The following is a 21819-nucleotide window of genomic DNA, read 5'->3' on the forward strand; positions in this document are numbered from 1 at the left end:
ATGAAAACAAAGGCATCTTTGGAACTTAGACAGTACCTAAGGCTCTCAGGCAACTAAACGACTGCACTAAAGTGTATTTTTATAAATCTGACCATCTTTGATAATTAACTGAAGATTATTCTCATAGTCTTCGACAATACTTACATCCTCAAGAGGATTTACTTTGTAGATCAACAAATCAGCCATAGCTCCTTCCTCAATAACGCCAAGCTTTCCGTAGGGGTTGCGTAATCCTGTAAGCCCTACAACTTCACCACCGTTTCCTGTTGCTTGAATCATGATTTCACTTGAGTCATACCATTCTTTTCTTAACGTTAAATCATGTAGTTGTTTCTTCCGGCCTTCATAAGAAAATAACAAATCAGTTCCAAAGGCAACTTTGACATTATGCTTTTTAGCCATCTTAAACATGTTGTCCATTCCTTTTAAAGCTTGCTCGAGTTTCCATTTTCTAATTGGATCGGTATATAGAGGCTTTAACTGAGCTAGAACTTGAACTTGAGTACTTAAAAAAACATCTTTCTTTGCCATTAGTTTGAGCGTTTCTTCGCTAAGAAGGTGCCCATGTTCTATGGTCTTGGCTCCAGCTTCAATTGCTCGTTGCGTGCCTATGTCATTAAATACATGTACTTGTATGTAGGTACCGTAATCAGCCGCAGCCTCTACAGCTGCTTTAATTTCTTCATCTGAATACTCATTTACATATAGCGGATCAGTAAACGATGATACACCGCCTCCAACGGCTAACTTTATTTGAGTAGCACCAAGGAATAATTGCTGCCTAACCGCTGCAATAACTTGATCTTTGCCATTAGCAATAAGAACATGTCCTTCTGCTTCCCCTGGCGCTAGAGGTCCGCCCCACTCTTTGGGAAGCCGACTAGGATTTGATGGTCTAAAGTCAGCGTGCCCAGAGTATTGAGAAATTACTGCCCCAGAAGGATAGATTCTTGGCCCCTTAACCACCCCGTTGTCGATAGCTTTTTTTAACGCAAATGCGTTCCCTCCAGCATCTCTTATAGTTGTAACACCGCGCATCAACATCTCATCCATTTCCTTAGCGGCAAATAGCTGAATGTAGTTAGGATCACCATTAAAAAAATCACCTTGGTCAGCACCCATTACAGCATGTGAATGAACATCAATTAGACCAGGCGTTAAATAACCATTCTTACCGTCAATCACTACCTTATAGTCGGCTTCTTCGCTATCAGGAACCAATTTAACTATCTGATTATTTTCAATTAATACACCATGATTCTCGATCAAATCACCAGATTTTCCGTTAAAGATTTTGACGTTGGTAATAAGTATAGAGTTTTCCGACGCGACTCCACTGGGCGACCAAAATACAATAACAACGGCTAAACTCATAACCATTATATTACCTAGCATAAGTAACTTCTTTTTAATCATGATATTTGCCCCTATTAGCCATATTCATGAATACCGTTTTTTTTACGATATAGGTATCAAGCCAACACAACCAGTATTCAAATCAAACTACACAAGCTATAAATATAGCCATAAAATTGAGAACCGTTGTAAAAAAAGATGCCTATTATTTTGGCTATATCGGTTTACTTAATTGAAGAAAACATCAATAAACTGGCTTTTTACGGAAAGCTGCTATTTGAGTTTTCGCAATGGGTTGGCTCCAGCTCAACCTACTTAGCCAAACATACCCAAGATAGCCGCTAATGATTCCATTAAACTCTAGTTCCAATATCAAAGCCTATGCAACAAAGGGCTTTTTTAAGTTAAATATTTAGTATTAAAACAACCACTTCTCTCTTTCAAGAGTAGTTAGCGCGTAATCAACAGCGAGCGAAATTAACTCTTTTCAACGTTGGAATCTAAATACGACAGTCGCAAGCTTTACGTAAGACAGTGATTACAAGTTGGCGGATTATGACCTAAACATGCATGGGAGATTGGGTAATATGGCGACATAAACCAAGGCGAACTAAATTTGTCTGTTTGCTCAGTTAGTACCTAGCAACTAGCGTTAGTTAGTTCGCTTGTTAAACACTTCAATAGGAGCTCTGTGTATGTTTGCAAAACTAAGTGGCATGTTGTTGTTTTTGGCGAGCCTAAATGCTTCGTCGGCGGAACTTATTGAATGGAAGGACCTGATACCAGCGGCCACTCAAACCGTCGAACTGCCAGCGTTAACCCAAGAGCAGGTGACTCATTTATACCGAGTGCTAAAACTTAAAAATAGCCAACAGAGCAGAGACTTAACAACTGATGAGTTAAACGAATATCAACAAAGCCAAATAACGGTTCAACAATCTGGTTTTACTGCTGAAGAATTACTTAGCTTAAGAGAAAAAGCACTGGAAATAGAACAGCAACGTTTGGCAAGTGTAAGGGCTAACTTAAACCTTAAAAACGTCACAATCCCTGGTTATGTAGTGCCTTTAGAGTTCGACGGTGTGCGAACAACCAAGTTCTTATTGGTGCCATTTGCTGGGGCATGCATCCATACACCTCCTCCACCGGCAAACCAAACAATAATTGTAGAAATAGAGCAAGGCTTTGCGCTTAAAGATCTGTATCAGGTTATCACTGTAACCGGAGATATTAGTACTTTTGAGCAAAGACTACCGATTAGCTATGTAGACGGTACAGACGATGTAAGCACTGGCTACAGCATGACGGCTTTACACGTGAACTACATGTAAGCCGCTAACAAACGCATTAACTAATAAAACTTTTTTAGGACTAAATCATGAAGTCATCTATACGAATAATAACCTTACCCATCGCCATATTGTTAGCTACCAACAACCTATATGCCGCTGACTACGACCTAGTAATAAAAGGTGGGCATGTAGTTGACCCAGAAACAGGCCTTAGTGATACACGCAATATTGGTATTAACAAGGGAACTATTGCTGCTATCTCAAGTGATTCGCTGAGCGGAAAGACAGTGATTGATGCTAGCGACCACATCGTTTCTCCTGGCTTTATCGACTTACACCACCACGGCCAGAACATTGCAGGCTATCGCATGCAAGCTCAGCAGGGCGTAACTACTGCATTAGAATTAGAATCTGGTATTTTACCTATTGGTGACTGGTATGAAACACAAGCTCAGAAAAGCTTACCAATTAACTATGGAGCGTCAGCTGCTTGGACGTTTGCTCGTATTGCTACCTTTACCGACAGTGAGCCAGAAGCGAACCTTCAGTATTTCCAAAGTATGCAAGGGTTAAACAACTGGAAAAAAGAAGTGGCTAGCCCAGAACAGTTGGAAAAGATAATGGCTTATGTTGAGCAAGGCTTAAATGAAGGCGCTATTGGCATAGGTATTAATGCTGGTTACGCACCAGGCTACGGTCAAAAAGAGTACTATGCGTTGTCGAAGTTAGCTGCTCAACACGAGGTAGCAACATATACTCACGTTCGCTATGCCAGCATGTTAGAACCCGGCAGCAGCTTTGAAGCCATTCAAGAGCTTATTGCAAACTCTGCTTTAACTGGTGCCAAAATGCATATCAATCACATTAACAGCACATCCCTTAGAGATATTGACGCGACCTTAGAACTGTTTGATGAAGCAACTGCAAATGGGTTTCATGTAACCGCTGGTGCTTATCCCTGGGGCGCAGCTAGCACTGTAGTGGGCGCAGCTATGTTTAGTGGCCCAGAATGGAAGGAACGCTTAGGCTATCAAGAAGAAAGTATTCAGATGGGCACCGAGCGCCTTAACAATGATCAATTGCTTGAAGCTCAAAAAGAGCAACCTGGGTCAATAATTAATTGGCACTTTCTTGATGAAGCGATACCTAGTGAATTGTCAGCACTAGACAAGTCAATTATCCACCCAAATGTACTAATTGAATCAGATTCCATGCCTTGGATGTTAATCGAAGACGGTAAAATTAGTTACTACGAAGGGGATGACTGGCCGATACCAAGTGAAGCCTTTGCACATCCTCGCTCCAGCGGTACTTTCACAAAAATCTTGGGCTCTTATGTAAGAGAGCGTGGCTTATTAAGTGTTGAAGAAGCCATAAGAAAAATGAGTTACATGCCTGCTACTGTTCTTGATGGGTTTGTTCCACAAATGGAGAAAAAGGGCCGTATTCAAGTCGGAATGGATGCAGATATTGTTATATTTGACCTTAACACTGTAGATAACCAAGCTACCTACCAAGTGCCTGCGGCCATTTCTACTGGTATAGATAGCGTGTTAGTAAACGGTGAATTTGTGGTGAAGAATGGGCAATTGCTTACTGATGCTGCCCCAGGTAAAGCTATTCGCAGAGAAGTGCTTAGCAAATAGCTCTATGTATTAAACAGCCTAAAGTAAAAAGGTTAGTAGATATTTATCCACTAGCCTTTTGCTATTTAATATGGCAAATTTTGAGCCCTTCGAGCATACAGTTATTCCCCACCCTTGTGACTACGCTGATACTGAGCCGGAGTTTGGTTATGCCACCCCTTAAAAGCACGGTTAAAGTTAGATAGATCGCTATAACCGCAACGCCAAGCGGTTTCAAATGGTGTTAAATTTGCTTTTAGCATCTCACAAGCAAGAAGGCTTCTTGCTTGATCTCTTAAGTAACGGAATGATTGACCTTTAGCCGCAAACTGCCTTTGTAATGAACGAGATGAGCTTCCCACCAATGCTGCTAACCAATCAAGATTAAACCATGGTAATCCTGCATAAGTTTCAATTAAGGCTGTGATGGTTACTAACCAATCACTTTTTCTAAGCTTGTTTTCAATTGGAGTAAAAGTCGCCGACAATGGAACTTCTACTGCACCAAATTCATGATCAAAACTAAAATTCTTAGATTGAGTGGTATGTAATACACTTCTAGCCAAATGCTCGGGGAAGCTCATAAATACAGATTCAGGCTCCCACTGACTACCTAAGAAACGCCTACATAGCGAAATTAACGCGAAGGTTCTGAACCACTCGGCTTGGTCGTAACCTGGTAGAGAAGGATGGTAAGAACCGCGATGACATAAAAACCACCTACCGCCTATGTTTTGAGGCCACACAACAACGTAGTTGTTTAAGCTAGGCATCATTTCTATTAAGCGATGGCTAGCTTGGTCTAAGGTTTTACAACAACTGAAACCCGCTAATAATTGCGGAGATATTTGATCTAGTGTGATTAGCCTTCCTACTTCATAGCCAATGTTTCTTTTGCTATGTTGAACCATAGCGTGAAGAAAGCCCATAACCTGCGAAGATGGAAGCCAATAATTGCCAAGCTTAATGTCTTCAGGAAAATCATATTGCGCAGCTACTTTTTGCCACTCAATCCCTTTTTGGTCGAAGTAGTTAAGAAACGGCGTAAGATTGTTGGAACTGCTAATATTTACGGGCTTAAGCATTCACTCGTCAATAAAATGAAGATCTTAGCTTATTAATATAGCGCTAATGTGTTGAATTTGTGAAGGTGTTTAGATCTGGAATGGAACTATCTGCAGGAGGTGGTTTAAGGTAACTAGACCCAAGGGTCTACAGAGCGTCCTTGCTATGAGAAGTGTAGCCGAGTGCTAAAAGAACACTTTATAAAATACCCAGGCAGTAGTATCGGAGATATCAATTGTTTGTCTACTAGCTTTCATAGTGCCACTGCTGTTCTCAATTTTAAACTGCCCCCAGCGTTTACTGTCATTCGAAAGTGGCGTTCCTAAAGTGACAGAAGTTTTTAGAATGGACGTTTCTATATCACCATCCATATAGGTATATTCTGGAGATAACATTAAGTAGGTGCCATCTTTTCCTGGTTTCCAAGAAAAGTAGGCCGCCGCCATTCCTCCCAGTACATCCGTATTGCTTTCACCCATCATTGAAGCAAAACTGTCATCATACGAACCTGCTAACAGACCCACTCTGCCGAAAATAGTCAGACTTTCTATATTAGGATTAAACATAGCTACACCACCAATAGCAGCCGTAGTGAAATTTGCATTATCAATAATATCTAAGGAAGCCGCGACTCTAGGAACAGACATATTTTCTGTACTAAACACATGAAAATATTGCAGGCGACTGTCATTGTAGTTGCCCTCATTATCCATGCTTCCTTCTAAAGTTCCCATGGCCATCTGTCCGTTCTTTAAGCTCAGACCTAGAGACGCTGACATTTTAACATCACCTTTATTACTTAAGCCTAGGTAAGCGGATGTGCTAACTTGAGTTAGGTTAGATGGGTCTATGGCTTCTTCGCTACTCGCTTGAGTAACACTGATACCAGTACAAAATAAAGAAGTTGCTAAAATTGATTTGGCTATAGGGTTCATTGATGTTCTCCAATTTAGGTTGGGAGAACTATAAACTTTGAGCTCTATATTGTTAGGTCATATTCCGCCAGCGTTGATTTCACGGCTAGTTTGATGCAGAGCCTTTAACGCTCAATGTTTCATCGAACTGTTTCAGCTTAAAACAAAAGCTGGTAATGCCTGAGATGGAATTCGGTAAGTTAAAAAAGTAACAAACCAAAAACCGCGCTGGAGGGATAGCTCCAGCGCGGCTTTTTTTATTGGATAACTCAGAGTAGTCGTTAAATCGCCGAGCCTTGCTGCTCAACTTCTGCCTCAGCGTCAATACGCTGCACTACTGCTAGCCCTTTTTCTAAGGCGTCGGTGCGGCTATCAACAATATGCTCTTCATCTATCCAGTCGCGGATTTGGATTTTTTCCAACTGCTCCATGGTTTGCTCGTTAGGGCTGTAGAGGAATACTTCACAGCCAGCATCTAATGCATCTCGCATGGCGTTTTCTAATGCTAATGCAACGGTAACGTCGATCATTGGAACTGCACTAAGATCTAACACCATTACCTTATATTGTTCTACTGCTGCGTGTTGTCTGGCAATGGCTTTTGATACACCAAAAATCATTGGCCCAGAGAGGTAGAAAAACAACAATTGGCCCTTGGCTTGATCTAACAATAGACGTTCTGAGTCATCTAGCGGCACACCGTCGTCGGCATCGGATATTGCCTTAACGTTTTTCTCCTGCACCCGACTCAGTTTTTCGATAGTAATAACGTTAGCGAGAAATACCCCAATGCCTACCGCGTAGATCAAATCGACAAATACCGTAAGAAACAGCACGCCATACATGATGCAGGTTGGAACTAAAGATACCCGGTGGGCGCGTTTGATAAAGCTCCAATCAAGAATATTTAGACCCACATACATGGCAATACCAGCCAACACGGCTAGTGGGATAGGCTGAGTAAGTGGCGCTAACCACAGCACCACTAACAGCAAGATTAAGGCTCGTACTATGCCAGAGAGTGGGGAACGCCCTCCAACCTGAATGTTAACTACAGTTCCCATAGTAGCGCCCGCACCAGGCAGGCCGCCAAACAAACCTGAAACGGTATTGGCAATGCCCTGCCCCATTAACTCGCGGTTAGAATCGTGCTCTTTACGTGTAAGGCTGTCGGCAATTACAGCGGTTAGTAGCGTATCGATGCAGCCTAGAGTCCCTAGCACTAAGGCATCAACTAGCATCTCGCTGAGCAGACCCCATGAAAAGGTTGGCCAAATAATCGATGGCAAACCGCTTGGGATCTCTCCAATACGGCGAATGCCCTCATCACTAAATAGCAGCATGGATACTAAAGTCACTGCCACCAGCGCAACTAGCTGCGGCGGAATGATTTTTTTGTATTTATTAGGCATGAACAAAAGTGCACCTAAGGTCATTAACCCCAGTAGGAACTCGCCAAAGTGCATATTGCGAATGAGGTCGGGAATCGCCTGTATGGTTCCCAAGGCTCCACCAGCGGGAGTGGATTGACCTAGAAAGGGTGCTAATTGAAGAATAACCAGAATTACCCCCACGCCAGACATAAAGCCGGAGATAACGCTGTAAGGCATCAAGGTAATGTACTTGCCTAGCTTAAGTGCGCCAAGAGCGATTTGGAATAGTCCTGCCATCATCACTACAGTAAATGCCATGGCAGGTCCATTTTCTGGGTGTTTGGCTATCATGGTGGTAAGCACCGCCGCCATGACTACTGTCATCGGCCCGGTTGGCTCCGAGATCAAGGTGCGCGAGCCACCAAATAAGGCGGCAAACAAGCCCACTAAGATAGCGCCCCAAAGACCTGCTTGCGGCCCTGCTCCCGACGCAACACCAAATGCCAAGGCCATTGGTAATGAGACAATCGCGGTGGTAACACCACCAAACAGATCGCCCTTAATGTTCATAGATTCAAACTTACCCTTAACCAAACCGCTACTCCTTTTGCTTGGACGCCCCAATTGTATTGAATTCTTTTGGAATTAAAACACTGAATATAGTGCGGTTATTAACTATTTTTCTTAGGGCTTACACACGCTAGCTTGAACAATGCCAAAGAGCTGGGCTTTTGCAGTTGCTAGCTTCACTGCCTAAAGGGGCAAAAACCACATATCAAGAGCCTGAACAATTCACCTGCGTTATGAAGAAAGACTTGCAGACTAATAAACTACCGCTAGTTCTATTGAGCACTTAGTTCGCTGCAGAACATTGTTATTACTATGCTTAAGCGATGCTCTCTAACAGGTCTTTTGATTGGCTCCACTGTTTAGGTGATTGGCCATACATGCGCTTAAACTCGCGACTAAATTGAGATGAACTAACATAGCCCACTGCCATTGCCGCTTCACTTACATTTTTACCCGAGGCAATGTTCATGGCAGCTTGGTTCAATCGCATTGACTTCATAAACTGGATCGGCGACATCATCGTCGCTTGTTTAAACTTACGATGAAACACCGCTCTGCTCATGCTCACTTGAGAAGCTAGCTGGTCTATGGTGACATTTTCGCTTAAGCGAGCAGACAAATACTCTATAGAGCGGGCAATTTCGTTGCCAACACCAAAGGCTCGCCGCGCCGAGATACCCGCTTCTCCTTTTAACACTGCATAGTAGAATTCACGTAAACGACTATTACCCAAAATGGCAGTATCTCTTGAGCTATCGCCTAGTTGCAGCAGTCTTAATAAGGCATCAGAGAAAGTGTTATCCCAGCTAGCCAGCGATAGACTTTGAGCGTTATTTTTGGGGTGTTTTATCACTGCAGCTGCGCTTTCCATCTCTATCGCGAGCTCGGTCATTACTTTGGTATCAAGAGAGATGTACACACCGAGTAAAGGCTCCTCTGGCGAGGCTTCTGGTGTGCCTGCTTCCACCGGCATAGACATAGTGCAACACAGGTATTGGCTGTTATCGTAAACATAGCGATTACCCTCTACTATCGCCTCTTTCTTACCACTTACAATAACCACAACAGTTGGCTCATAAACCGCTGGCGCACAAGGGATTGCCGTGGTTACTTTAAACAAGCGAACGCCTTTTACCCCGGTTTCAACCATTCCTTCATCACTGATGCGACTGTCTATCAGCTGCTTTATTTCTTGTCTGAACATATCACTCATTCAAATTCACAAACAACCAGATTTGATACAAATAGGCATATTTTAGAGCTGAATCAGCCTATTAAACACACAGCGTGAGAGTTAAAGTTATTTTCAAGCAAAGATACTACGACAAAAAAGGGAGTGCAATGTTATTTCACCCCTACTACTCACAGGCAAAATTAACAGGTTTACAGAATGACAACGAAACAATTTACAGCTACAGCTTGGACTCCAGAACAGATTGGCTCTCTTGTTGGAAAAACTTACGTGATTACTGGCGCAAATAGCGGTGCGGGCTTTGAAGCTTGTCGCATCCTACTCACTAAAGGCGCAAAAGTAGTGATGTTAAATCGAAACCCAGCTAAATCGGTAGCCGCCATAAAGGCACTAAAAGCGCAACTGGGGAACGATGTGGATGTTAGCTATGTTCAGATGGATCTGGCTGAGTTGGACTCGGTGAGACACGCAGCTAAACAAGTGTTAGAGAGCACCAACAGCATTGAAGCGCTTATTTGTAACGGTGCTATAGCTCAAGTAGCCAAACAACAGTTCACTAAAGACGGCTTTGAAAGCCAATTAGGCGTTAACCATTTTGGCCACTTTCTCCTTTGTGGCTTACTGTTTGAGCGAATTGAAGCATCTCAAGGGCGCATTGTGGTGGTGGGTAGTAACGCTTACAAAATGGGCTTAAAAAAGATTCAATTTGACGACCTTAATTTTGATGCTAACTACACGGCATGGAACTCTTATGCCCAAAGTAAACTGGCGCAGATGATGTTTGCTTACGAGCTACAGCGACGCATCAAAGCCACAGGTAAACTGGTACAAGTTCATGTTTGTCACCCTGGCGCTTCACGAACTAACTTATTAAAAGACACGGCTAGCACCTTTAACAAAATACTCTGGGCACTGCTGTCTAGGGTAATCGCGCAATCTGCCGAAAAAGGCGCTTGGCCTGAGGTGATGTGTGCCACCAAACAAGGACTAGAGATGAACAAACTCTATGGCCCAACCAAGCGCGCCGATACCGTTGGCCCTGTGAGTGAATGTTTATTAGATGAGGTAGCACTTGATCAACAAATGGCGCAGCAACTTTGGCAGTTATCTGAAGAAAACACCTCGTTTAGTTGGCAGCTATAGGCTTGCCTAAAGTCGATCAAATTTGAACTAATATCTGTAAGTAATAAGTGGCCTTAATGAGAGCAGCAATAATGATAGAAACTAGCTTACTGTTAAGAGGCATTGGTATCGCATTGATCATTGCTGGCATTGTACTGGTAGCCAATCCCGAATTAGTCAGTAACAAGGCTATTCCTGACAATACCTTTGAAGCGATTGAACGGAGAATATGGTGGGGCTTGCTAATTGGCTTTGGTTGTTTGCTGATGTTTCATCATCAATTGCAACCTTGGGTGACAAGCCTGGCTGCCGCCAGCGCATCACTAATGTTTGGCCTACTTGTGGCAAGACTTATAGGAATAATGCTAGATGGCTCTGTGGCCAAACAGTGGCTAAACGTAGGTATAGAATTGATATTGTTAGTGCCTTTAGTGTGGTGGTACCTAAGCGTTCGCGCCTAAGCAAAGCCAGAACGGTAATGCTACCGGTGTCTGGCTTATTAAGTTTATAACTCAGGGGAAATTATAGCGCTTTAGTCGTGACCACCTCTCCCACCTTATTGATGGTAATTTCAACACTTTCTATGGGTTGTTTTAGTTTCGCTAAGGCATTTTTCACCCACTTAGATAGCCCACCGCAGCAAGGGACTTCCATTCGTAAAACTGTCAGGCTTTTAAGTTGGCCATAGCGAATCAGCATATTGAGTTTTTCCACATAAGCGTCTTGGTTTTCATCCAGTTTTGGGCAAGCAATAAGTAGTTTTTTGCCTGTCAAATAGCTGCTGTGAAAGTCTGCTGCGGCAAATGCGCTACAATCTGCGGCGAGTAACAAATCAGCCCCAACAAACACTGGATTGGCGCTATTAATTAGATGTAATTGAATTGGCCAATGACTTAAAGCACTAATGGGTGCGGTGCCATCACTTGAGAGGTGGTTGCGCTCGCCTTTGTCTTGAACAAGAACCTGCTCTTTTTTGCCGGGGCATGAAGTGGGGCTAACTTGTTCCGATACTTGTTTATGCGAGGGCACCGCAATATTTTGCTCCGCCAGCACTTGTAAGGCGATTTGGTAATACTCAAACTCTTGGTGCTCAAGCATATGCTCTAGATGCGCTTTAATCACATTAGGCCCACCTAATATGATATTTTCCATCACTTTACGCTCGTCATAAGCGCTAGCTTCACGCTTTACCACTGTCATTGCTCCGGTGGGACAATGCCCTAAACAAGCTCCTAAACCATCACACATTAAGTCACTAATTAGGCGAGCTTTTTGGTCGATGATTTGCAAGGCACCTTCATGGCAAGCTGGCACACATTGACCACATCCGTCGCATAAGGCTTCGTCTATTTCTATTATCTCGCGTAACATAGCTTCCCCACATTTATCTGTTTATTGAGAATTAAGCTGCAATATCAAAGCCAGTAAAAAGTAAACTAAGTGGCTGATATTTCTTTTAAACCAAGCAGATATGAAGTGAAGCGAACAAGCCAATGTAAGCTTTGTGCTAAGTGCGACAGCTCTAAGCTAAAAAACTAGGGTTTGTAGAAAGGCCATCCAAGGGTGAAAATATTCTCCGATACCACTATTACCCGCATCAATCTTGGCTAAGCGCTGGCTGGCAGAGTGATTCTTACTTATAATGCCCCTACAAACATTAGGTGCTAGTTTAACTAGTGCTGCTTTGGCTTAAGGCGTTAACCTCGCTAAGCCACCATAAACCGAAGATTAAAGAGAAAATATCATGAGCGATCTGCCTCCATGCCCAGAATGTGAATCAGCCTATGTATACCAAGATGGTTCACTACTTATTTGCCCTGAATGCGCGCATGAGTGGAACCCGAACGAAGTGGTTGTTGACCCTGATGCCATTATCTTAAAAGATGCAGTAGGCAACTTACTGGCAGAAGACGACAAAGTTACCTTGATTAAAGACTTGAAAGTGAAAGGATCGTCGCTAGTGTTAAAAGTAGGCACTAAAGCTGTGATTAAACGCTTTGTCGATGCCGACCACGACATCGACTGTAAGGTAGATGGCCACGGCCACATGATGCTGAAATCTAAATTTGTTAGAAAACAAAGCTAGCTGAACTCAGTTCTATCGCTAAATAGAAACCTGCACTAGCAGGTTTTTTTATACTTTTTAGCCACACAACATTAAGGAACACACTTTGGCAATCAATAAAGTACTGTGTTTTGGCGACTCTAATACTTGGGGTTACTCCCCTAATACTGGGCAACGAATGCCTGCAAACTCTCGTTGGCCTGGCATTATGGCAAGCTTGCTTGGCGAGGCTTACCAAATTATTGAAGCTGGACAACCCGGCAGAACCACCTACCCCAACTCACCAGACTTTGGTTTAAGCCGCGGTATAGAAGCCTTATTGCAAGACACCAATAAACACCAGCCAGACTGCTTAGTATTGATGTTGGGCACTAATGATCTATATCCAGATTTTCAGCTTACCGCAGAGCAGATAAGTGACAAGCTTGAGCGCATGATTATTGAGCTAGGCCAGCACTGTGTAAACCAAGGAATAACAAGCCCAAAAGTATTGTTACTTGCTCCACCAGCAATAGATGAAACAGGCCCTTTCGGTCAGCACTTTAAAGGCTCGCAAGCTAAGTCTCAGCAACTTGCTGGCTTCCTCGAAGCGAAAGCAAGTAGGCTTAACTGCGCGTTTTTTGATGTAAACAGCATTATTAAAGTTGATCAGCAAGACGGCGTTCATTTAAGCCCTGAGCAACATAAGCAACTTGCTGAAGCTCTTGCGGCAAAGCTGGCGTTCATTTGCCAGTAAGCGTAACTAAAGCCTCATGCAGAGGCTTTTAAATCATTACAAACCAAAATGCTTCGGCAGCTTGTGCGGTGCCCACTGTTGCCAACGATATAAAGCCTCAATAAAGAAGTAATCGCCAAAAATAGTACCGACTTCTGGCTCGCCCCACTTTTCTGAGCCTTTCAGCAAAATACTTTGGTAGTTAGTGTCCATTGCTAAATATTTCGGTGTTGAAAGTGAAGCTAGCATTTGCTGAGCGTCGTTCAGGTACTTCTCTTGTTGGGTAATCTTATAAAGCTCGATTAGTGCTGATGCCACAATCGCGGTAGCCGAGCTATCTCGAGGGTTATCCTCATCTAGAGGGGCGTCAAAGTCTGAATAGGGCACCAAATCTTGGGTTTGTTGCTTCGTGGCTTCAATAAAGTATTCATAAGACTTGATTGAGCGCTCTAGCATCCGATCTAAACCCGTATAACGATAATACATAGCATAAGCATAAACCGACCACGCTTGCCCTCTTGACCAGGTTGATTCAGTTTTCCAGCCTTGATGGGTTCTTTTCTTAACAACATCTCCACTAAGACCATAACTCACTACATGGTAAGTACTACCATTCTCTCTTACGCCGTGTTCCCAGGTTTTATCGGCATGAGAGATCGCCATGTTGGTGAACTCGGGCTTGTTGGCATGTTTGCCTACCCAAAGCACCAACTCCATATTCATTAACTGATCAATATTGACTTCAAAAGGTAGCCGAGTGGGATTACTTATCCCTTGCCGCCAAGAGCGAAACGCGCCGATATCTTGGTTGTAACGCTGTTTCACTAAGGTAGAGGCTCCATCTATCAATACTTGCTTGTAATCTTCGCTAAGCTCTCCACCCATGGTGTAGCCTAAACCAAAACTATTAAAAATTTGAAAGCCAGTATCATTGTCAGTGGCATAAGCGCGCGACCTTACACCTTCAGTCCAGTGCTTAGCATGCTGCTGCCATTGGTTATCTTCACTTAGCGCATTTAGATACCAAAAGATGCCCGGTATAAAACCGCTACACCAGCTTTTAGCGTACTCGTGCTGCCATTTTCCAGCTTCGTTGGTATAGGCTGTAAACCAATGTTTATTGTTGTTTAATGCCTCGGTGGCAAGCTGTTCAGATTTGCTTTCTATAAGCGCCATCACACTTTGTGGTGGCGCTTGGCCGGCCACCGCCTGGGCGTTGAAGGACAACGTGCTTACTACTAATCCTACGACAACAACGTTTTTAAGATTGGCGAGTTCGAAATGAGAAAGGGGCATTGTTACCTCATGATTTGATGCGTTGATAAAGTGAAGATACTCAAGCAAATTGCTGCCAGCAGGCTTTAGGCTCTAGCGTGGCAGCAAGGTGAGAGCCAACCATATGCAGGCTTCTATGTAGGCTCAGCCGCTGAGTACTCGAGCTTGTAGCAATGTGCTTCACTCATACCAAAGGTAAATTGGTTGTATACGCCGGCTTTAAAGTAACTTAACAGGTGGCGCCAATAATCAATGTCATGCTTAACAAGGTTGGCACCGTCTACGTCAACCGATAACGTTTTGTTGCCCACGGTAATATCAAAAGCGGTAGTTTTGCCTGTCGACGCTTTACCCAAGTCAATGTGGCTATAAGCGACATCAGGCTTACACATGTTCTTGTCTTTATTTATTTTGCCAAAAGACCCTTTACAAATTACTGCATTATTTTTGATGATTGCCCAAAAATGACCTTTCACACCATCGGCGTCACGCTTCCATACCACCCTTAATAGGGGGTGCGGCACATTGTGTGTACCCTCATCATCTAGGCCTTTGTTATGTACTTGTAGAAAGGTAATCTCATCCTGCTTTGAATCTGAATTTTTCATTGAAGCTGCAGGGTTAATCATTTCTACGTCTGCGCGTAATGAGTAAAAATGATCGGGTAAGTCGGTACGGAAGTTTTTATGCACCCGAACTTCATTACGTAAATGGTCGTTCTTCATTTTGAAGACCAGCGCTTCGCTTGTTTTATCTACATAAAAGTAAGGATTTACGATGCCACTAAAATCTCCATCTAGCGCAAAGTATTCCTTATTGCCTTTTTTACCCTCAGCATCTGAAATTTGCAGCTCAGATTCGCTTAAAACATCTTGGAACTTTGGGTAATTAACCGGCTCGCCCAAGCTACCATTGTTATCAGAAAACTTAACATTGGCTGAGGCCAATGTGGAAACGGCAAGTAAAGTAGATAGAGCGAGTATAGGTTTTTTCATAAGTCTTTATTTATGTAGTATTATCATACTAATATGTATTTAGCACATTCGAACAACAATAAAAGCCACTTAACACGATAGTGTGCACCAAAGCTCAAAAGTAAAGAGTTAGAACTAGCTTAAGGAATTGTTAACTGAGCAGAACTATTTTGCCCTGCTGGAATGTTAAGACTTGGCCCAGGGAATTCTCACTATAATTATTCTGATCTGTTCAGTTTCATATTTAAAGCGCTAAAATAAACGCCCAAGGCGCTAAACATGCTTTAGCGGCTCTTCTCAGCTTCACTCAAAGGACAACTTATGCTGTTTGTATGTTCTGATATTCATGGCGACTACCAAGCCCTAACACTCACTTTAGCCGCTTTTAAACGCAGCGGAGCTTCGCATTTAATCAGCTTGGGAGATGTACTTAACCACGGGCCTCGTAACCCCGTGCCCACTCACTATGCTCCTTTAAAGGTAGCAGAAGATCTAAACAACATCGCTGATAAAATTATTGCAGTTAGAGGAAATTGCGATAGCGAAGTGGACCAAGCCCTGTGTCACTTTCCACTATTAGCTGAATACAACCAAATGCTTTTAGGAACACGCAAAGTGTTTTTGTGTCATGGCCATAATTATGGGCCAAACAAGCTGCCACCTTTAAGCCCTGGAGATATTTTGGTGAGTGGCCATAGCCATATTCCGCAAGCCCAACGAGAAGACGGGCACTTTGTGCTTAACCCCGGCTCGGTATCAATGCCTCGACAACACTGGCAAGCCAGTTACGCCTTAATCACTGAACATCAATTACAGGTATGTAGTCTAGTTGATCACCAAGAGCTACTGAACTGCCCTTTAGATAAACATTCAGTTAACAGCTAGCAGAACAACTCTCTGTTAGCACTAACTTGCTTGGACTTGTCAGTTTAGAGTCACCGTGTTTACAGGCAAACATTGAGCATGTGAAACAAACAGTTCCCACCACAAACTGTGATGTACAGCAAAATTTATAAATGAAACTCTCAAAAACAGAAAGCAATATGAATAATTGCCAAGGCCATCATATTTAATAATACAATAGTATAATAGTGTTTCGCTGTTCACGAAAACTCCGTCTACGAGTTACATTTAACTAACAGGGAACTATCATGAAAAAGATTTATGTCGCTTGTGCCGTAGCTGCACTGTTTGCAGGTACTGCTGGCGCAGCGAATACACCGAGCGATTACCAGCTTGAATTAATGTCGAAGCTGGATGCCTCTAAAGCCCCGGCGCAAAACTTCGAAATGCGTAAGTGGAAGATTAACTTACCCTACCCTGATACCAAGCCTGAGCGCGAAGGTAAAACCATGGAAGTGTATGCATCTCAGCTAAACGATGCAGAAAATCCATTCTCCCATCCAGAATGGTTTTACACCAACGCAGAAACTGGTGCCATGGTATTTAAAGTACCTAACGAAGCCGTGACCACTCCTAACAGCAAAAACGCTCGTAGTGAATTACGCGCAATGTTAAACGTGACCTTGCCTACTGGCTACAAAGATCCAAGCACTAATTTTGTATTAGCCGCTCACGACAATGCGGCAGCTTACGGCTCTATTGGTGGGCGTATGAGCGCAGCCTTAAGTGTTGACCATGTAAGCCTAAGTGGTAACGATGCAAAGATGGGTGCTCACTCGGTGGTTATTGGTCAGATCCATGGTTCAAAAAATGAACCTTTAAAGATTTTCTTCCGCAAATTGCCAAACCATGAACATGGTTCGTTATTCTGGAACTATGAAATAAATCCTAAAGACAAAAAAGACCGTTTCGATATTCCTCATAACATCTTCGGCCAATACAACTTAACTAAAGAAGATAAAGATCCAGTTGGCGGCATCAAGCTGGGTGAATTGTTCTCTTATGACGTTGATATTGTTGACAACATAATGAACCTCACCTTTACCAAAAACCCAGGTGAAGCCAACGAGCAAGTTGTCACGTATAAGGTTAACCTGGCTCAACCTAACTCTGCTTCAGACTTAGATACTAGCTACGCGCAAGACTGGATGTACTTTAAAGCGGGTGCTTACAACCAGTGTAATATCAAACCTAAAACCAATACTTGGAGCTCGGGCTGTAGCAATAACGGCCTAGATGCTGGTGATTACACACAAGTAAGCTTCTATAAACTTAACCTTATTCAATAAGACTAAGTAAGCAAACAACTCCGTTTATAAACTGAAGCCCTTGGCATGAAAATGCCAAGGGCTTTTTTATCACGAGTAAAGCTATAACTTTTGTGCCTTCATCAATAATAGAAGGCCAAAAAGCGTAGTAGTGAAGTGGCGTTAAACAAAGTAATACTCATCGGGCTCTGGTTACACCCGATGAGTATTATGCTTAACAGCTCACTGATCGATAGGTATAACCAGCAGATCTATCGAGACCTTATTTACCAGCTCATGATGCTTAGATGCTAAACGATGCCAGAATCCATTATCATGACCACATACGATTAAGTCAGCGCCTACCTCGGCCACTGTTTCATCTAAGCGAGCACTTAAATCACCTTGCATAACAAACTGATTCTCGATGGCATAGTTGGTATCCACCACCAAAGCGTTAAGCTTATTAGCAGACTCTTTAAGGCTTGGATGCATAGGTTCTATGGCGGCTAAATCAAGATCGATTAGCCCACTGAATGCTGAATCGTTAGCGCTTTCATCAACAAAAATCAGTGATACTTTTGCATCAAGTGGTTTCGCTAGCAGAATGACTTTGTCGATTATTCTTCTGCTGTTTTCAGAGAGGTCGACGGCGACTAAAATGTGACGATAGCTCATGATGTGCTCCTCGTAATTTATTTAATCACTTTAAGCTTAGCAGCGGAAATACGCCTTAGACGGACTTGGCGCACATGCCAAGGGAATATTTGAGGCTAACTTGAGCTGGGTCATTATTAGCTTGAAAACAGCGTATCTGGGGTAACAAAAAACCAGCACAATGCTGGCTTTTAATTGTTCACTGCATAATAGCTGAAGCGCTACCTTATTAAAGCACAGCCCAATGTAAAGTAAGGCCCACATGGCTACCATCACAATCAGCAGTACAAAATGATGCTAAGAAAGGAGCGGTTTCTAAATCGTACTTGATATAGGTATAACGTAGCTCTATCCATGAACGCGATTCACCTAACATATAACCAACAAAGCCGGTATAACCCAGGGTGTCTTCATAACGTGCGTAGTACTTCTCCTCACTACCAATAAACTGGCCACCCACCTTGTTACTCATGTGATAAGTAAGACCGCCACCCAACTTAAAAGAGTCATTGATTTGGTAGTAAGGTAAGGCTTCTAATACAAAACGGGTAAACCACATACCTTGGTTACCACTAGAGGTACTAGCAAAACTAAACTGGGTATCTACATGATAACCGGCGTTAGTAATCAGTCGAAGGTCTTCTACAATAGGCCAGTCTATGCCAACGCTGGCTTTAAATAGGCTGCCACCTTTTAATACCGCATCATCAACTACGTTATTGTTTTCATCAACATAATAGGCTTCGGCAATGGTATCTCCACCATAGGTTGCCCCCAGGCTGAGCAATAAATCCCAGTTATTCTCTTTAGCGTAATCGCCGTAGCTAAAATCTGCGCTGGCTAAGTTAGACAGTAGCAAACACATACAAGCCAATAACTTCAATGCACCTTTTCCTTGGTGCTTTTTAAACAACGTCCACATTGTTGTTAAGTTCCCTTTATTGATAAAACGCGCAGTTTATCAGAAGCTATTGTTATAAAATACAATAGTTTAATAAAAAGCGACTGCTTGTTGATTTAGCCCAATCCTGTCCAACAAAAAGCCAGCATTGCTGCTGGCTTTGGTTATTTTCTTTACGTTCTTCTACGAATGATCTTGGGAGTATTAGCCTCTCCTACCATGATATAAATCAGCGACTTACTTCTTAACGCTACTAGGTTAGATATTAGCTAAGTCCATCATCGCCTTTGTGAGCAAGCTCATAGTGTTTATGAAACAACTATCAATTTAGCTAACTATTTCAGTTTGTTATGCGGGTTTTCAACTTTTTTACTTCTATGGTTCCGGTAGCATCACTTCTAAGTAAGTTGTAAATTTCCCCCTCTAATGTGAGAGCTTAAAATGATCAAACCTCGAACTTACCACCGCTTTGCAGCCAAGTTAGTTTTGCTTGGCCTATTTTCTCCTTATGCCATTGCCGCCGACTGTGAGTACTCCGTTAAAAAACAATGGGACAATGGCTTTCAGGCACAGGTGACAATAACAAACACCGATTCAACTATTATCGAGGGTTGGCAAGTTAACTGGCAGTATCAACAAGGCTCGCAACTTAGTACTAGCTGGAATACAGCTTTAACAGGAAGTAACCCTTACAGCGCGAGTAACCTTGCGTGGAACGCGACCATTAAGCCGGGCGAGTCGGTTGAGTTTGGCATTCAGGGCACGATGAACGGCAACAGTGCTGAGCAACCTACTCTCACCGGTGAAGTCTGCTCTACACAAACAACACCCCCTCCCAGTGAAAAGCCTGCAATTAGCGCTATAGATGCTGCGACCCTAATGGGCACTGGCTTTAACCTAGGCCAAATGTTCGACAATCAGCAACATGCCGCCACCTTGACCGAAGCATCAGGGAAAATAGATGCTTACTATGAGCAGGGTTATCGCAATGTACGAATTCCAATTAGCTGGACAATTGAGATATCAGGTTCAACCATTGCTGACGACACTGGCAAAATAGACCTTAACAATAGCCGCCTTAAAGAAATCATTAAAACCGTAGACCATGCTTTAGCTTATGAAGACATGTTCGTGGTTATAAATGCTCACCACGAAGCAACCATCAAAGACAATAACGATGCTGCAATGTTAGAAACCTTATGGACCGACATTAGCGCTTTATTTAAAGACCGCAGCAACCGTCTGATTTTTCAAATTCTCAACGAACCACACCTAAGTAATAGCGAAGCGATGCTGCCGTCAAAGCTGCGCCACATGACAGGGCTGGCATATAACAAAATCCGTGAGCAGAGCCCTAATCGCATTGTTGTGATAGGCGGGAATCAATGGTTTGGCGCTCATGAGATGGCGCGTACTTGGCCAAACTTGGATGCTGTTGGAGGAGGAAATGACCCTTATGTAATGGCTGCATTTCACCACTACAATCCTTGGCCTTATCACGGTGAAGGAAACTTAGCGACTAATTGGACTGAATCTGACATCAGTGACCCAATAAAAACCATGCAAAAGTGGGCAAATGGTGTTGGTCAAGGTATGCCTATCTATATCAGCGAATGGGGTACTAATTGGCAAAAATACAAAGGAGAAATGGACTGTAATAACATTAGAGCTTGGTACGAGCTACTAGATTTTAAATATGCTAAAGCGGCAGGAATTCCCACTTCTGTGTGGGACGACGGAGGCTGGTTTATGATTTATGATCACCGCACCAATGCCTACAATAACAATCTTTACCAATGCATTATTCAAGGCTCTTGTGAGTACAGCAGTGACGACAGCAGCCGAATAAACGCAGCCTGTAAATAAACGCCGTTAAATCTATTAAGGTAAACACAACACCCCGCGACAACACTGTCGCGGGCAACCTAGCATTGCAGAACGAGTTGGCAATCAGATCATTGCTTGTTAGCCACGATAACCAATACTAAATACCCCACCCTCTGTCACCGAGTTATAACCTATACCAAACACTAAATGCCGAGTTAGAGCATAACGAAGCCCAAGTTCGCCGCCCCAGTCTCTGTTCGTATCGGAATGCCATTCGGGTTTACAGTCTGTGCAAAATTGAGTAATACCGTCGGTATATTCGGTGGTGTCTTCTAACATTGCACCGCCACCGTAAAGGCTCAGATTATTGGTTAAGCTGTAACTCACTCCTAGCCTTAACATGGTTAAGTCTCTTTTGCCCTCGGCGGGTGCTTCGAAGCCTAGATCTTCTTCTTTGGATCTAGCGTAACCCAAGTAGTAACCCCAGTTAGGATAGTTTTTATCGTAATGGTTTACCGTTACAGTAAGGCCTAACATTGGTTGGTCGGGATGTTGATAATCGAGAAAAACCGCAGCCCATGGATAGGCGTTGGGCGTTTCTTGTTGCTGCGCAACAGCGTGAGCTGACATTGTGAGAGCAACCACAGTGATACTGGATGCCACTAACTTGGAGATGTGCACGAAATTCTCTACCTTTTAAACCTTACCTCCCTGTAAACCAATAATCTGCAGCAGATAATGGCAGT

General features: G+C 43.1%; 21 protein-coding genes. 10 read left to right on the top strand and 11 right to left on the bottom strand.

Going from position 1 to position 21819, the window contains the following annotated elements; all coding sequences use genetic code 11:
- Positions 1-66: 66 nt before the first annotated feature.
- Complete coding sequence (locus tag G6R11_RS08950; RefSeq protein WP_163132732.1) at positions 67-1416, bottom strand: amidohydrolase family protein; 1350 nt, start codon at positions 1414-1416, stop codon at positions 67-69.
- Between the two features lie 138 nt (positions 1417-1554).
- Between G6R11_RS08950 and G6R11_RS08955 the strand changes: the two genes are divergently transcribed.
- From G6R11_RS08955 to G6R11_RS08965, 3 genes are all read left to right on the top strand, one after another.
- Positions 1555-1701, top strand: coding sequence for a hypothetical protein (locus G6R11_RS08955; RefSeq protein WP_163132733.1), 147 nt, complete (start codon positions 1555-1557; stop codon positions 1699-1701).
- A gap of 350 nt (positions 1702-2051) precedes the next feature.
- Positions 2052-2687 (top strand): DUF3299 domain-containing protein, encoded by a 636-nt coding sequence (locus G6R11_RS08960; protein WP_163132734.1) that lies wholly within the window; start codon positions 2052-2054, stop codon positions 2685-2687.
- Between the two features lie 47 nt (positions 2688-2734).
- Positions 2735-4294 (top strand): amidohydrolase family protein, encoded by a 1560-nt coding sequence (locus tag G6R11_RS08965; protein ID WP_163132735.1) that lies wholly within the window; start codon positions 2735-2737, stop codon positions 4292-4294.
- A gap of 101 nt (positions 4295-4395) precedes the next feature.
- On the opposite strand, the gene G6R11_RS08970 is transcribed toward G6R11_RS08965, so the two are convergent.
- From G6R11_RS08970 to G6R11_RS08985, 4 genes are all read right to left on the bottom strand, one after another.
- The gene (locus tag G6R11_RS08970) at positions 4396-5358 is read right to left on the bottom strand and encodes an AraC family transcriptional regulator (protein ID WP_163132736.1); all 963 of its coding nucleotides are present in this window, start codon (positions 5356-5358) and stop codon (positions 4396-4398) included.
- Positions 5359-5523: 165 nt separating this feature from the next.
- A complete protein-coding gene (locus G6R11_RS08975) occupies positions 5524-6273 on the bottom strand; it encodes a hypothetical protein (protein WP_163132737.1) in 750 nt (249 codons plus the stop codon).
- 260 nt (positions 6274-6533) lie between these two features.
- Positions 6534-8195 (bottom strand): SulP family inorganic anion transporter, encoded by a 1662-nt coding sequence (locus tag G6R11_RS08980; RefSeq protein WP_205472745.1) that lies wholly within the window; start codon positions 8193-8195, stop codon positions 6534-6536.
- Positions 8196-8511: 316 nt separating this feature from the next.
- Entirely contained in the window at positions 8512-9399 is an 888-nt protein-coding gene (locus G6R11_RS08985) for an AraC family transcriptional regulator (protein ID WP_163132739.1), read from the bottom strand.
- Positions 9400-9585: 186 nt separating this feature from the next.
- Between G6R11_RS08985 and G6R11_RS08990 the strand changes: the two genes are divergently transcribed.
- Together G6R11_RS08990 and G6R11_RS08995 are read left to right on the top strand one after the other, a co-directional pair.
- Positions 9586-10530, top strand: coding sequence for an SDR family oxidoreductase (locus G6R11_RS08990; protein ID WP_163132740.1), 945 nt, complete (start codon positions 9586-9588; stop codon positions 10528-10530).
- A gap of 56 nt (positions 10531-10586) precedes the next feature.
- A complete protein-coding gene (locus G6R11_RS08995) occupies positions 10587-10970 on the top strand; it encodes a DUF4345 family protein (protein WP_163132741.1) in 384 nt (127 codons plus the stop codon).
- 61 nt (positions 10971-11031) lie between these two features.
- Here G6R11_RS08995 and G6R11_RS09000 read toward each other — a convergent pair whose 3' ends face one another.
- Positions 11032-11880 (bottom strand): ATP-binding protein, encoded by an 849-nt coding sequence (locus tag G6R11_RS09000; RefSeq protein ID WP_163132742.1) that lies wholly within the window; start codon positions 11878-11880, stop codon positions 11032-11034.
- 373 nt (positions 11881-12253) lie between these two features.
- Here G6R11_RS09000 and G6R11_RS09005 point away from each other — a divergent pair, with 373 nt between their 5' ends.
- On the top strand, positions 12254-12595 hold the full coding sequence (locus G6R11_RS09005) for a zinc ribbon domain-containing protein YjdM (protein WP_163132743.1): 342 nt from the start codon (positions 12254-12256) through the stop codon (positions 12593-12595).
- An 85-nt stretch (positions 12596-12680) separates the two neighbouring features.
- Complete coding sequence (locus tag G6R11_RS09010) at positions 12681-13310, top strand: GDSL-type esterase/lipase family protein (RefSeq protein WP_163132744.1); 630 nt, start codon at positions 12681-12683, stop codon at positions 13308-13310.
- A 36-nt stretch (positions 13311-13346) separates the two neighbouring features.
- On the opposite strand, the gene G6R11_RS09015 is transcribed toward G6R11_RS09010, so the two are convergent.
- Together G6R11_RS09015 and G6R11_RS09020 are read right to left on the bottom strand one after the other, a co-directional pair.
- Positions 13347-14585: a glycoside hydrolase family 88 protein gene (locus tag G6R11_RS09015; RefSeq protein ID WP_163132745.1), complete on the bottom strand. Its 1239-nt coding sequence runs from the start codon at positions 14583-14585 to the stop codon at positions 13347-13349.
- A 113-nt stretch (positions 14586-14698) separates the two neighbouring features.
- Positions 14699-15559 (bottom strand): polysaccharide lyase family 7 protein, encoded by an 861-nt coding sequence (locus G6R11_RS09020; RefSeq protein WP_163132746.1) that lies wholly within the window; start codon positions 15557-15559, stop codon positions 14699-14701.
- Positions 15560-15859: 300 nt separating this feature from the next.
- Between G6R11_RS09020 and yfcE the strand changes: the two genes are divergently transcribed.
- Together yfcE and G6R11_RS09030 are read left to right on the top strand one after the other, a co-directional pair.
- Positions 15860-16423 carry a phosphodiesterase gene (yfcE, locus tag G6R11_RS09025; protein ID WP_163132747.1) on the top strand — a complete coding sequence of 188 codons (564 nt, stop codon included), beginning with the start codon at positions 15860-15862 and terminating at the stop codon, positions 16421-16423.
- A gap of 266 nt (positions 16424-16689) precedes the next feature.
- Entirely contained in the window at positions 16690-17730 is a 1041-nt protein-coding gene (locus G6R11_RS09030) for a polysaccharide lyase family 7 protein (RefSeq protein ID WP_163132748.1), read from the top strand.
- 201 nt (positions 17731-17931) lie between these two features.
- Here the strand turns inward: G6R11_RS09030 and G6R11_RS09035 are convergent, their stop codons facing one another.
- Positions 17932-18366 (bottom strand): universal stress protein, encoded by a 435-nt coding sequence (locus G6R11_RS09035; RefSeq protein WP_163132749.1) that lies wholly within the window; start codon positions 18364-18366, stop codon positions 17932-17934.
- Positions 18367-18574: 208 nt separating this feature from the next.
- Entirely contained in the window at positions 18575-19267 is a 693-nt protein-coding gene (locus tag G6R11_RS09040; RefSeq protein ID WP_163132750.1) for a hypothetical protein, read from the bottom strand.
- A gap of 420 nt (positions 19268-19687) precedes the next feature.
- On the opposite strand from G6R11_RS09040, the gene G6R11_RS09045 reads away from it, so the two are divergent.
- Positions 19688-21112 (top strand): cellulase family glycosylhydrolase, encoded by a 1425-nt coding sequence (locus G6R11_RS09045; RefSeq protein WP_163132751.1) that lies wholly within the window; start codon positions 19688-19690, stop codon positions 21110-21112.
- Positions 21113-21211: 99 nt separating this feature from the next.
- Here the strand turns inward: G6R11_RS09045 and G6R11_RS09050 are convergent, their stop codons facing one another.
- Positions 21212-21754, bottom strand: coding sequence for an outer membrane beta-barrel protein (locus G6R11_RS09050; protein WP_163132752.1), 543 nt, complete (start codon positions 21752-21754; stop codon positions 21212-21214).
- Positions 21755-21819: the final 65 nt, after the last annotated feature.

The sequence above is a fragment of the Agarivorans sp. Alg241-V36 genome (genome assembly GCF_900537085.1).
In the GTDB taxonomy this organism is placed as follows: Bacteria; Pseudomonadota; Gammaproteobacteria; order Enterobacterales; family Celerinatantimonadaceae; genus Agarivorans.

Bases quoted from the DNA above. Each gene is read 5' to 3' on its own strand.
- G6R11_RS09020 (WP_163132746.1), bottom strand. From the start codon at position 15,559: ATGAAAAAACCTATACTCGCTCTATCTACTTTACTTGCCGTTTCCACA.
- G6R11_RS08965 (WP_163132735.1), top strand. From the start codon at position 2,735: ATGAAGTCATCTATACGAATAATAACCTTACCCATCGCCATATTGTTA.
- G6R11_RS08975 (WP_163132737.1), bottom strand. From the start codon at position 6,273: ATGAACCCTATAGCCAAATCAATTTTAGCAACTTCTTTATTTTGTACT.
- yfcE (WP_163132747.1), top strand. From the start codon at position 15,860: ATGCTGTTTGTATGTTCTGATATTCATGGCGACTACCAAGCCCTAACA.
- G6R11_RS08985 (WP_163132739.1), bottom strand. From the start codon at position 9,399: ATGTTCAGACAAGAAATAAAGCAGCTGATAGACAGTCGCATCAGTGAT.
- G6R11_RS09005 (WP_163132743.1), top strand. From the start codon at position 12,254: ATGAGCGATCTGCCTCCATGCCCAGAATGTGAATCAGCCTATGTATAC.
- G6R11_RS08970 (WP_163132736.1), bottom strand. From the start codon at position 5,358: ATGCTTAAGCCCGTAAATATTAGCAGTTCCAACAATCTTACGCCGTTT.
- G6R11_RS09045 (WP_163132751.1), top strand. From the start codon at position 19,688: ATGATCAAACCTCGAACTTACCACCGCTTTGCAGCCAAGTTAGTTTTG.
- G6R11_RS08995 (WP_163132741.1), top strand. From the start codon at position 10,587: ATGAGAGCAGCAATAATGATAGAAACTAGCTTACTGTTAAGAGGCATT.
- G6R11_RS09030 (WP_163132748.1), top strand. From the start codon at position 16,690: ATGAAAAAGATTTATGTCGCTTGTGCCGTAGCTGCACTGTTTGCAGGT.
- G6R11_RS08960 (WP_163132734.1), top strand. From the start codon at position 2,052: ATGTTTGCAAAACTAAGTGGCATGTTGTTGTTTTTGGCGAGCCTAAAT.
- G6R11_RS09000 (WP_163132742.1), bottom strand. From the start codon at position 11,880: ATGTTACGCGAGATAATAGAAATAGACGAAGCCTTATGCGACGGATGT.
- G6R11_RS08950 (WP_163132732.1), bottom strand. From the start codon at position 1,416: ATGATTAAAAAGAAGTTACTTATGCTAGGTAATATAATGGTTATGAGT.
- G6R11_RS09035 (WP_163132749.1), bottom strand. From the start codon at position 18,366: ATGAGCTATCGTCACATTTTAGTCGCCGTCGACCTCTCTGAAAACAGC.
- G6R11_RS08955 (WP_163132733.1), top strand. From the start codon at position 1,555: ATGCCTATTATTTTGGCTATATCGGTTTACTTAATTGAAGAAAACATC.
- G6R11_RS08990 (WP_163132740.1), top strand. From the start codon at position 9,586: ATGACAACGAAACAATTTACAGCTACAGCTTGGACTCCAGAACAGATT.
- G6R11_RS08980 (WP_205472745.1), bottom strand. From the start codon at position 8,195: ATGAACATTAAGGGCGATCTGTTTGGTGGTGTTACCACCGCGATTGTC.
- G6R11_RS09040 (WP_163132750.1), bottom strand. From the start codon at position 19,267: ATGTGGACGTTGTTTAAAAAGCACCAAGGAAAAGGTGCATTGAAGTTA.
- G6R11_RS09015 (WP_163132745.1), bottom strand. From the start codon at position 14,585: ATGCCCCTTTCTCATTTCGAACTCGCCAATCTTAAAAACGTTGTTGTC.